We start from the raw sequence: 11,148 nt of genomic DNA, 5'->3' as shown, positions 1-11,148 counted from the left end.
CCCACAGAAAGAGAATCCATGAGCACTCAGACAGAGCAGGCGCTGCTCGACAGCATCCCCACCGGCCTTTTCATCGGTGGCGAGTGGATCGACGGCGAGACCGGTGGCACGTTCGACGTGCAGGACCCGGCGACCGGTGCGGTCATCCGCACGATCGCGGACGCGACGCCCGGTGACGGCATCCGTGCCCTCGACGCAGCCGTCGCCGCGCAGGACGCGTGGGCGGCCACCGCTCCTCGCACCCGCAGCGAGATCCTGCGCCGCGCGTTCGACCTCGTGCAGGAGCACAAGGAGGACCTGGCGCTGCTGATGACGCTCGAGATGGGCAAGCCGCTCGCCGAGGCACGCGGAGAGGTCGCCTACGGCGGCGAGTTCCTCCGGTGGTTCAGCGAGGAGGCGGTGCGCATCAGCGGCCGCTACGGCATCAACCCCGAGGGCACCGGCCACATGGTCGTCTCGCAGCGCCCGGTGGGTCCGTCGTTCTTCGTGACGCCGTGGAACTTCCCGTTCGCGATGGCGACGCGCAAGATCGCCCCCGCGCTGGCCGCCGGCTGCACGGTGGTCATCAAGCCCCCGGCACTCACGCCGCTGACGACGATCTTCTTCACGTCGCTGCTCGAGAAGGCGGGCCTGCCCGCCGGCGTCGTCAACGTCGTGCAGACGTCGAAGTCCTCGGCGCTGTCGGCCCCGATCATCGCCGACCCTCGCCTGCGCAAGCTGTCGTTCACCGGCTCGACCGAGGTCGGACGCAAGCTCATCGCGCAGGCCGCCGAGGGCGTGCTGCGAGTGTCGATGGAACTCGGCGGCAACGCCCCGTTCGTCGTGTTCGACGATGCCGACCTCGACAAGGCCGTGGACGGCGCGCTGGCCGCGAAGTTCCGCAACATCGGTCAGGCCTGCACCGCGGCGAACCGCTTCATCGTCCACAAGGACGTCGCCGAGGAGTTCGCCCGCAAGGTCACCGAGCGGGTCAACGCCATGAAGATCGGCCGCGGCACCGAAGAGGGAGTCGCCATCGGTCCGCTCATCGATGAGGGCGCTGTGGCGAAGACCGGAGAGCTCGTCGACGATGCCGTCGAGCGCGGCGCGACGCTGCTCGCCGGCGGCAAGGCGCTCGAGGGCACCGGCACGTTCTACGAGCCGACCGTGCTCACCGACGTCGTCGCCGGCTCCGCGATCCTCCGCGAGGAGATCTTCGGACCGGTGCTCGCGATCGCGACCTTCGACACCGAGGACGACGCCGTGCGTCTCGCGAACGACACCGAGTACGGGCTGGTGTCGTACGTGTTCACCGAGAACCTGCAGCGCGGTCAGCGGATGATCGACAAGCTCGAGACCGGCATGATGGGTCTCAACGTGGGCGTGGTGTCGAACGCGGCAGCCCCCTTCGGCGGCGTCAAGCAGTCCGGCGTCGGTCGTGAGGGCGGTCTCGAGGGCATCCACGAGTACCTGTCCACCAAGTACACGCTGATCCCGGTCTCCTGACCGGTCGGCCAGAGGAGGAGAGAACATGACCGATTACGCCGTCATCAACCCCGCCACCGGAGAGACGCTGGCGTCCTTCGACACGTTCACGGATGCGCAGATCGAGGAGGCCGTCGCGGCCGCCGACGAGGCGCACCGCGAGTGGTCCCGTTCGTCGACCGTGGCGGAGCGCGCAGCCCTGCTGCGCCGTGCGGCCGAGCTGCACCGCGAACGCCGCGAGGAACTCGCCGACGTCTTCGTGCGCGAGATGGGCAAGCCGCGCGAGGCCGCGCTCGGAGAGGTCGACTTCGCCGCCGACATCGCCGAGTACTACGCCGACCAGGCCGAGGCGATCATGGCCGACCAGCCGATCGCCATCCTCGGAGACGGCTCGGCGATCGTCCGTCGCTCATCGCTCGGACCGCTCGTCGGCATCATGCCGTGGAACTTCCCGGCGTATCAGATCGTGCGTTTCGCAGCGCCGAACCTGATCGTGGGAAACACGATCCTGCTCAAGCCCGCCCCGCAGTGCCCGGAGTCGTCGACCGCCATCGAGGCGATCTACCACGACGCCGGATTCCCGAAGGGCGCGTACCAGAACGTCCTCGCGACGAACGACCAGATCGCCGACATGATCGCCGACCCGCGCGTGCAGGGCGTGTCCCTCACGGGGTCCGAGCGCGCCGGTGCGGCGGTCGCCGAGATCGCAGGGCGCAACCTCAAGAAGGTCGCGCTCGAGCTCGGCGGATCCGACCCGTTCATCGTGCTGTCGACCGACGACCTCGACGCCACGGTTCAGGCCGGCGTCGACGCACGACTCGACAACAACGGTCAGGCGTGCAACGGCGCCAAGCGCTTCATCATCGTCGACGGTCTGTACGACTCGTTCGTCGAGAAGTTCACCGCCGCGATGGCGTCGGTGACGGCGACCGACCCGACGCTCGATGACACCGTGCTCGGCCCGGTCTCGTCCGAGACGGCGGCTGAGAACCTGCAGAAGCAGATCGACCAGGCCGTCGAGCAGGGTGCCACCCTTCTCACCGGCGGCACGCGCGACGGCGCGTTCTTCGCTCCGACCGTGCTGGCCGACGTGACGCCCGAGATGAACGTCTACCGCGAGGAGCTCTTCGGCCCCGCGGCCGTCGTCTACCGGGTCGCCGACGAGGACGCCGCGGTCGCCCTCGCGAACGACACCACCTTCGGCCTCGGCTCGTACGTCTTCACGACCGACGCCGAGCAGGCCGAGCGCGTGGCCGACAACATCGAGGCGGGGATGGTCTACGTCAACCTCGTGCTCGCCGACAGCCCCGAGCTGCCGTTCGGCGGCATCAAGCGCAGCGGCACCTCGCGTGAGCTCGGCCACCTCGCGGCCGACGAGTTCGTCAACAAGAAGCTCATCCGCATCGGCTGAGCGACGCGCACGACAGGAGGGGCGGATGCTTCGGCATCCGTCCCTTCGTCGTCTTCGGACCGGAGCCCGCACAGGCACCCGGGCGTAGGTTGGAAGCATGGCAACCGTCGCAGCGAACATCGTCAAGACCCTCCGCGCCAACGGGATCGACCGTGTCTACGGCCTCCCAGGCGACTCCCTCAACGGATTCACCGACGCGCTCCGCAAGGACGGGAGCATCCGGTGGGTGCACGTGCGGCACGAGGAGTCGGCGGCGTTCGCGGCGGCGGCGGATGCGGCGCTCACCGGCGACCTCGCTGTGGTGGCAGGATCCTGCGGCCCTGGCAACCTGCACCTGATCAACGGCCTGTACGACGCCAACCGCTCGCGCGTGCCTGTGCTCGCGATCGCGGCCCACATCCCGACCACCGAGATCGGCACCGGGTACTTCCAGGAGACGCACCCGCAGGAGCTGTTCCGCGAGTGCAGCGTCTACGTCGAGTACGTCGCCGACCCCCAGCAGATGCCGCGCCTGCTCGAGATCGCGATGCGTGCGGCCATCGAGCAGCGCGGAGTCGCGGTGCTGGTGATCCCCGGTGACGTCGCACTCGCCGAGATCGCGGATGACCGCGCCGTGGTGATCGAGCGCACGCATCCGGTGATCGTGCCGAGCGGCGACGAGCTCGAGCGGGCGGCGACCCTGCTGAACGCCTCGACGAAGACGACGATCCTCGCGGGTGCGGGTGTCGAGGGCTCGCACGACGAGGTCATCGCGCTGGCCGATCGCCTCGGCGCCCCGATCGTGCACGCGCTCCGCGGCAAGGAGTTCATCGAGTACGACAACCCCTTCGACGTCGGCATGACCGGGCTTCTCGGCTTCGCCTCCGGCTATCGGGCCATGGAGGCGGCCGACACCCTGCTGGTGCTCGGCAGCGACTTCCCGTACGAACAGTTCTATCCGGATCACGCCACGACCATCCAGGTCGACATCCGCGGGTCACAGCTGGGCAAACGGCATCCGCTCGATCTCGGTCTGGTCGGCGACGTGGGAGCGACCGCCGCGGCGCTGCTGCCTCGCCTCGCGGCGAAGACCGATCGTGGCCACCTCGACGACTCGACGGCGCACTATCGCAAGACCAGGGCGAAGCTCGACGACCTCGCGACGCCGACGAAGGCCGGCCGTCCGATCCACCCGCAGTACCTCGCCCGACTGCTGAACGAGCAGGCGGCGGACGACGCGGTCTTCACCGCCGATGTCGGCTCGCCCACCGTGTGGGCGGCCCGGTACCTGTCGATGACCGAGAACCGGCGACTGATCGGCTCGTTCACGCACGGGTCGATGGCCAACGCGCTGCTGCACGGCATCGGCGCGCAGGTCTCGCACCCCGACCGCCAGGTGATCGCCCTCGCCGGTGACGGCGGGCTCGCGATGATGCTGGGGGAGCTGCTGACCCTCACGCAGAACAGGCTGCCGGTGAAGACGATCGTCGTGAACAACTCGTCGCTGAACTTCGTCGAGCTCGAGATGAAGGCCGCCGGCTTCGTGAACTACGGCACGTCGCTCGACAACCCGAGCTTCGCGGCGATCGCGGAGGCCATGGGCATCTTCGCCCGTCGGGTCGAGAACAGCGAAGACCTGCCGGATGCTGTGCGCGAGGTGCTCGCCCACGACGGCCCCGCGCTGCTCGACGTCGTCACCGAGCGTCAGGAGCTGTCGATGCCGCCGGCGATCGAGGCCGCGCAGGTCAAGGGCTTCGCGCTGTACGCGATCCGCACGGTCATGTCGGGCAAGGGCGACGAATTGCTCGACCTCGCGCGGGCCAACTGGCGTCAGCTCCTCTGAGCCGAGCGCGCTGACGGTCAGGCGTCGAGCAGAGCGCGCACCTCGGCGGCCTCGACGTGTCGGCCCAGCGACTCGAGCACGGTGCCCAGCTCGAGGGCTGAGACCTGCCGAAGAGGGGGGACCTCGGCGGCGTGCTCGAGCGCGCTGCGGTAGATCGGCACGGCATCCGCGGCACGGTCGTCGCCGGCGAGCAGGCGGGCGGCGAACAGCTCGGAGCCCCCGGCCGAACCGGCATCCCCGATCGCGGCGAACCCGTCGGCGGCGGTCAGCGCGGCGGCCACCGCCTCCTCCGTGCGTCCGAACTGGGCGAGCGCACGGCCGCGCGAGTCGGTGACGTCGGCGAGCAGCCAGCCGGCCCCGTGCTCCTGCGCGAGCGCTGCGACCTCGTCGAAGAGGGCGAAGGCGCGATCATCCTGCCGCGCCCCGTAGGCCTGGCCCAGGTTGTGCAGCACGTCGGCGAGAGCGCCGACGGCGTCCGGTGCCTTGCGCACGATCTCGGATGCCGCCTCCAGCGTCTCGATCGCCTCATCGTTCTCGTCGAAGCGGGCGAGGATCTTCGCACGCTCGGTCAGAGCCACGGCCTGGTCTGCGTGCTCCTCGGCCTCGCCGAACAGTTCCGCCGCGTATCCGAAGGCGCCGACGGCCTGCCCGAACTCGCCCGAAGCGGCCAGCGCGCGAGCGAGGAGAGATGCCGTCATCGCCCGCGACGCGGCGTGGACCTCGGCCTGCTCCTCGCTCTCGAGCACCTGGCCGAAGAGCTCGGCCGCGACCTCGGCGTCACCCGCCGCCAGCATGGCCCTGGCGAGGCGGAAGTCGGCTCCCGCCTGATCGCCGCCCTCCTGGGCGACGAGCCGAGACGTGACGCGATACCGGGTCACGGCCTTCTCGGGGTCGCCGGCGTCCTCCCAGAGCGCCCCGGCGAGCAGATGCGCCGCCGCCAGTGCCTTGGTCGCGCCGAGGCCGGCGAGCAGGCGCGTGGCCTCGTCGGCATCCGCCGCACCCTCCACGAACGCCTCACTGCCGCCGCGCACCCTGGCGCGGGTCTGCAGCGCCTGCGCGCGGTGCCCGATGCTGAGGTCGTCCTGGTCGAGGAAGCGATCCAGCAGGGCGGCGGCCGCCTCGATGTCGCCCTTCTGCAGCACCGCGGCGATCGCGACGAGCGTGGTGGTGTTCGACAGCCGCACGTCTCCCGCTTCCGCGAACGCCCGAGCGGCGATCTCGGCCATGTCGAGCGCTGCACCGGGCTCGTCCGCGTGCATGTGCAGCGAGGCTCGGCTGATCGCGAGGTCTCCGCGCGACCACGCGGGAAGGGATGCTGCGGTCGCCAGCTCGTCTTCGAGGGCTGCCGCGGCCTCCGGGGTGTCGAGCCCGAACGTCGCGAGGCCCAGCCGCTGCTCGAGGTCTGCCTGCACGTCGAGCCCCGCGGCGCGGAGCGCGTCGATCCGTGCGGGGAGGAGCTCTGCGGCCTCGTCGGCGCGGTCGAGGGCGATCAGGATGCCGAGGCGCATCGACATGAGCTGAGCGAGCTTCGACGGATCCTCCACGGCCAGGGCGTGGGGGAGCGCCTGCAGCGTCTCGTGCTCCGCTCCGAACTGTGCGAGGTCCATGACCCGGTCGAACCACGCGTCCGCGTCAGCGGGCGTCGTGCTGTCGGGGGACGAGACGAAGGCATCCGATCGGATGGGCACGTCGTAGCTCTCGTCGGCGAGAGCCCGGAGGCGCACGAGTGCACGGGCGTGGCCGTCTGTGCCGTCGCGGTGGTCGAACTCGGCTCCGATGCGCTCGGCGGACGCCCAGGCGGCCGCGGCCAGGTCGGCGGCACCCCAGGGGCCCTCATGGTCTTCGAAGAACACGATGAGCGCGGGGGAGTCGGCGCCGCGCACGGGCGTGTGGGCATGGCCGGCCGCCGTCACGCGGTCGAGCGCGAAGGCGAACGCGGCGAGGGCGGCGAAGTGCGCGTCGACGTTGAGTCCGTCGTGCGCGAGCCACCCGATGTGGCGCTCGATCTGCGCGAGAGCGCGTGCCTCGTTGCCGGTCAGTGCCGAGAACACGATGTTGTTCGCGACGATGCGCAGGTTGTCGGGGTTGTCCTTCGCGAGGCGATAGCTGCGCAGGTGCGCGCTCTTCGCGTCATCAGGGCGCCCGGCTCGGAGGTACGGCACGAGAACGCGGGAGAGCGCGTGCTCGGGCTCCTCTCCGCACGAGAATCCGCCCTCGAGCATCTCCTCGACGAGCCGGATGGCCTCGGCATCTCGGTCGGTCTCGGCGAAGAAGCCCGCGACCTGGCTGCGGCCGCAGGCGTCGCAGTGGCTGTGGTCGTCGCGGGGAGTGGCCTCCAGCTGCACGCGCAGAGCCTCGGCCTCATCGATGCGACCGGCGTCCCAGGCATCCTCGAATCGCGCCGTGAGCACGCCGCTGATGCCGAGCCCTGCCGCGCGGTAGTGCTCCTCCATGTCGTCGAGCACCGCCGCGATCTGATCGAGCGAGAAGGCGGGCGACGAGCGCAGCGACGAGGCCATCCACTTGAACTGCCACATCAGGTCGGCGCCGCCGTACTCGAGGTCGGCGGGGAAGCGCTGCGGGTCGGCGTCGTGCCGGGCGAGGCACCACGCGAACGAGTTCAGCATGACGTCGGTCGCGCCGTTCATGTTCGCCGACGCGGTCTGGCGCATCCGGGCCTCGTACTCGAGCTGCTCGTCGCCCAGCTCGACGGCGAGGGCGACGGCCTCGGCGACCAGTGCCTGTTCCGCCGGGCCCCACGGGGTGCGGTCGATCTCCTCGATGAGCTGCGTGAAGCGCTTCTGCGGACGTGCCATGCGGGGTTCCTTCGAACGGAGTGGGGGTCAGAGCGCGTCGTCGAAGGGGACCGAGTCCTCTTCGATGCCGGCCGAGAGCGAGACGAGATCGGTGAGTGCCGTGGTCATCAGGGTGCGGTCCGCATCGGAGAGCGGGTGGTGCCCGGCGAGGAGCGCCTGGATGTAGAGCAGCTGCACCGTGCGGGCGAACACCGCGTCGTCCTGCACCCGGACGAGGGCGCGTACGACCCGGTTCGACCAGTTCAGGCAGAGCCGTGCGCTCAGGTCGTCGTCGCGGGATGACGAGAGCGTCGAGTCGATGCGGTCGAGCACTCCGCCCCACAGCGAACCGGTGATGCCCTTGGTGCGGCCCCGGTCGATGCGGCGGAGCACCTCGGGGTCGGCGACGTAGAGGGCGGCGAGCTGGGGCTGGTCGATCGAGCGCACCGTGACCGAGCATCCGGACGCCGTGAGCACCGCGCCTGCGCGAGCCTCGAGTGCCACCGCCGCATCGCGGTCATCGAGGGGAGGAGGGTCGAGGCGGTCGAGCTCGCCGGTGACGTCGACGAGTTCGACCGTGACGTGCGGGTAGAGGTCGGGCAGCATCCGCACGAGGTCGGCGTCGTACAGATAACCGCCGTTGACCAGTACTTCCGAGCTCGGCGAGATGCCGGCGACCTGGCGGAACTCGTCGACCGACGGGGCGAAGCGCACGTGCGGGTACCGCTCGACGAGGTCGCCGATGCGCAGGGTGCCGTGCGTGGTCTCGAGGGTCAGCCATCGGGTGATGAACCGCGCGAGCTCTTCGTCGTGTCGCACGAGCGACTTGAGGCCGACCTCATGGATCGCGACGAACTGGGCGAGCCGGTGCGGCTCGCGCAGGCCCAGCTCGAGGACCCAGCGACGGATGCCGGCGCCGAACTGCTCGCGCACGCGCTCGAGCGCCGCATCGTCGACGAGCGATTCACGGCTCGCCGTCGGGGCGAGGCCGGTCGAATCGACGACGGCGCGCACGAAGAACGCCCACTCCGGAAGCACGTCGTCGACGCGCTCGCCGAGCAGCATCCGGCCGAGGTACATGCGCGTCGCCTGTCGGGCGCCGGGCGGGGGAGCGTACGGGAGCACGTAGGCGAGTCCGCGGGTGCCGGTGGCCGGCTCCGAGAGCTCGATCGCATCGAGGGGGGAGGCGCCGAGGAGATCGCGCCCGTACTGCACCGCGTCGTCGATGTTCTCGGCGACGTCGAGGAAGGGTGCGCGCCGGGTCACCTCGACGTCGCCGACCGGGGTGTCGAGCGTGACCCGCACGGGGAGGAACTCGGCGAACGTCGTCGCGAGCGCCCGCACGGCTGCGGGGCGCAGGAGATCATCGGCGTCGAACCGCGGCACCAGGTGCACGCTCGTGCCGATCGGCAGGTCGTCGTCGATCTCGACCACGCGGAACGTGCCGTCGGCGCTGCCCGTCCACTCGACGGCCGAGCCGCCGCGTGCGCTGCGGGAGCGGATCACGATCGTGTCGGCGACCATGAAGCAGCTGAGGAGTCCGATGCCGAACTGGCCGAGATAATCGCTGCGGGGCAGGTCGAAGATGTCCCGCTTCGAGCTGCGCCCGACGGTGGCGAGCAGGTCGGCCACCTCGTCGGCGGTCAGACCCACGCCGTCGTCGCGCAGGACGAACTCGCCCGAGGCTTCGGTCAGCGGGGTGATGCGGATGCGTCCGCCCTCGCCGTCGACCTCGCGTCGGGCCGTGATCGCGTCCCTGGCGTTCTGCAGCAGCTCCCGCAGGTAGACCCGAGGGCTCGAGTAGATGTGGCGACTCAGAAGGTCGACGACCCCGCGCAGGTCCACCTGGAACTGCTGCACGTCAGCGCTCACTGCGCTCCCTCCGATTGCATCCGCCCGCCGAGCCTAACAACAACGCCCGGGCCGGGCCCGGTTCGGCACCGGCCGATGGATGCCGTATGCTTGACGAGCAGTTGTTGTCTGCATTCTTTCGCCGTGCCCCGGTCCTTCCGGTCCGGTTGCGGTGGCAGGATGAAGATGACACCCCGAGACCTCCCGGTCTCTAGGGCGGTAGCTCAATTGGCAGAGCAGCGGTCTCCAAAACCGCAGGTTGCAGGTTCGATTCCTGTCCGCCCTGCGCGTCAGCACACGCTGACACACGAAAGGTACATTCAGGATGGATCAGGACGAACCGCGCGGCGAGGTCGTCGCGTCAGGAGCCACCCGCGAGAAGAAGCGTGGCATCGCAGGCTTCTTCGGGAGCATCGCCCTGTTCTTCCGTCAGGTCATCGCAGAGCTGCGCAAGGTCGTCACGCCGACCCGCAAGGAACTGGTCAAGTTCACCGCAGTGGTGCTCGTCTTCGTTCTGATCGTCATGGGCATCGTCTACGGACTGGACACCTTGTTCGCCTGGGTGACGCACATCGTCTTCGGGGTCCCGGGCGCCTGACGCCCTCGCGGCCCCGGCCGCAGTGATTGGAAAGAAACAACGTGTCTGAACGATATTCCGACGACGCCGACTGGGCGACGGCTGCCGAGCAGTCCAGCGAAGAGGACGAGGCCCAGGAGGGCAACGTCCTCGCTGCGGAGGAGAACTCGGTCACTTCGGCTGAGCACGTCGCCCTCCACATCGAGGACGTCGACGGCGACGAAGACGCCGACACGCAGGACGACACCGACATCGAGATCGACGACCCGGAGGCCGACGCGATCGTGAACGACGCTCTCAACCTGGACGAAGCGGCTGAGTCTGAGGCTGCCGCTGAGGTCCTCAACGATTCTGTGGCGGAAGAGACCGCCGAGCTCGAGGCCGCAGAGGCCGACGAGGTCACCCCGTACGACGGTCCCGACGTGAACGGCGACGAAGACGCCGAGTCCGACGAGGACGAGTCCGACGACGACGCCGAGGAAGACCCGTACGAGGCGTTCCGCCTCGACCTGCGGATGCTCCCGGGCAAGTGGTACGTCATCCACTCGTACGCGGGCTTCGAGCGCAAGGTCAAGGCGAACATCGAGCAGCGCAAGTCGACGCTCGAGGTCGAGGACGAGATCTACCAGATCGAGGTCCCGATGGAGGACGTCGTCGAGATCAAGAACGGCCAGCGCAAGATGGTCACCCGCGTGCGCATCCCGGGTTACGTGCTCGTGCGCATGGAGCTCACGGAAGACACCTGGTCCGTCGTCCGTCACACGCCTGGCGTCACCGGCTTCGTGGGCAACGCTCACAACCCGACGCCGCTGCGCTTCGAAGAGGCCTTCAACATGCTGAAGTCCCTCGTCGAGGTCAAGGACGTCCCGACCGCCAAGAACATCGCATCGAAGGGCGGCGTCGCCGTCGCTCGGCCGCTTCCCGCCGAGGTCGACTTCGAGGTCGGCGAGACCATCACGATCAAGGAGGGCTCGTTCGCGGGGCTTCCCGGTTCGATCAGCGAGATCAAGCCCGAGAGCGGCAAGCTCACGGTCCTCGTCTCGCTCTTCGAGCGTGAGACCCCGGTCGAGCTGTCGTTCGACCAGGTCACCAAGATGATCTGACACACGCTTCCACGAGAACGGCCGTCCCCTCCGGGGCGGCCGTTCTCGCGTATGAGGCATGCCTTCGGATCAGGTAGACTTATGTGGTTTGTGTGCCGCTTCGGCGTGCGCGCAGACGACCGCAG

The 11,148-nt window shown here is 69.4% G+C and carries 7 protein-coding genes and 1 tRNA gene; 6 read left to right on the top strand and 2 right to left on the bottom strand.

Annotation, left to right across the window (positions count from 1 at the left end; all coding sequences use genetic code 11):
* Window positions 1-18 precede the first annotated feature (18 nt).
* The 3 genes from JOF42_RS15790 to poxB all read left to right on the top strand — a co-directional run bounded on the left by JOF42_RS15790 (window position 19) and on the right by poxB (window position 4,697).
* Window positions 19-1,485: an NAD-dependent succinate-semialdehyde dehydrogenase gene (locus JOF42_RS15790; RefSeq protein WP_210098694.1), complete on the top strand. Its 1,467-nt coding sequence runs from the start codon at window positions 19-21 to the stop codon at window positions 1,483-1,485.
* A 25-nt stretch (window positions 1,486-1,510) separates the two neighbouring features.
* Window positions 1,511-2,875: an NAD-dependent succinate-semialdehyde dehydrogenase gene (locus JOF42_RS15785; protein WP_210098693.1), complete on the top strand. Its 1,365-nt coding sequence runs from the start codon at window positions 1,511-1,513 to the stop codon at window positions 2,873-2,875.
* A 97-nt stretch (window positions 2,876-2,972) separates the two neighbouring features.
* Window positions 2,973-4,697: a ubiquinone-dependent pyruvate dehydrogenase gene (gene poxB, locus JOF42_RS15780; RefSeq protein WP_210098692.1), complete on the top strand. Its 1,725-nt coding sequence runs from the start codon at window positions 2,973-2,975 to the stop codon at window positions 4,695-4,697.
* A 17-nt stretch (window positions 4,698-4,714) separates the two neighbouring features.
* On the opposite strand, the gene JOF42_RS15775 is transcribed toward poxB, so the two are convergent.
* Window positions 4,715-7,513, bottom strand: coding sequence for a hypothetical protein (locus JOF42_RS15775; RefSeq protein WP_210098691.1), 2,799 nt, complete (start codon window positions 7,511-7,513; stop codon window positions 4,715-4,717).
* Between the two features lie 27 nt (window positions 7,514-7,540).
* Window positions 7,541-9,364 carry an HSP90 family protein gene (locus JOF42_RS15770; RefSeq protein WP_210098690.1) on the bottom strand — a complete coding sequence of 608 codons (1,824 nt, stop codon included), beginning with the start codon at window positions 9,362-9,364 and terminating at the stop codon, window positions 7,541-7,543.
* A gap of 192 nt (window positions 9,365-9,556) precedes the next feature.
* Between JOF42_RS15770 and JOF42_RS15765 the strand changes: the two genes are divergently transcribed.
* The 3 genes from JOF42_RS15765 to nusG all read left to right on the top strand — a co-directional run bounded on the left by JOF42_RS15765 (window position 9,557) and on the right by nusG (window position 11,023).
* A tRNA-Trp gene (locus tag JOF42_RS15765) sits at window positions 9,557-9,629 on the top strand.
* Between the two features lie 39 nt (window positions 9,630-9,668).
* On the top strand, window positions 9,669-9,941 hold the full coding sequence (gene secE / locus JOF42_RS15760) for a preprotein translocase subunit SecE (protein WP_056312767.1): 273 nt from the start codon (window positions 9,669-9,671) through the stop codon (window positions 9,939-9,941).
* A 41-nt stretch (window positions 9,942-9,982) separates the two neighbouring features.
* Window positions 9,983-11,023 (top strand): transcription termination/antitermination protein NusG, encoded by a 1,041-nt coding sequence (nusG, locus tag JOF42_RS15755; RefSeq protein WP_210098689.1) that lies wholly within the window; start codon window positions 9,983-9,985, stop codon window positions 11,021-11,023.
* Window positions 11,024-11,148: the final 125 nt, after the last annotated feature.

Source organism: Microbacterium phyllosphaerae (assembly GCF_017876435.1).
GTDB lineage: Bacteria > Actinomycetota > Actinomycetes > Actinomycetales > Microbacteriaceae > Microbacterium > Microbacterium phyllosphaerae.
Note: the sequence above shows the minus strand (reverse complement) of the source record. Positions and strands in the feature narration are given on the sequence as shown.

Bases quoted from the DNA above. Each gene is read 5' to 3' on its own strand.
- JOF42_RS15790 (WP_210098694.1), top strand. From the start codon at position 19: ATGAGCACTCAGACAGAGCAGGCGCTGCTCGACAGCATCCCCACCGGC.
- JOF42_RS15785 (WP_210098693.1), top strand. From the start codon at position 1,511: ATGACCGATTACGCCGTCATCAACCCCGCCACCGGAGAGACGCTGGCG.
- secE (WP_056312767.1), top strand. From the start codon at position 9,669: ATGGATCAGGACGAACCGCGCGGCGAGGTCGTCGCGTCAGGAGCCACC.
- JOF42_RS15775 (WP_210098691.1), bottom strand. From the start codon at position 7,513: ATGGCACGTCCGCAGAAGCGCTTCACGCAGCTCATCGAGGAGATCGAC.
- poxB (WP_210098692.1), top strand. From the start codon at position 2,973: ATGGCAACCGTCGCAGCGAACATCGTCAAGACCCTCCGCGCCAACGGG.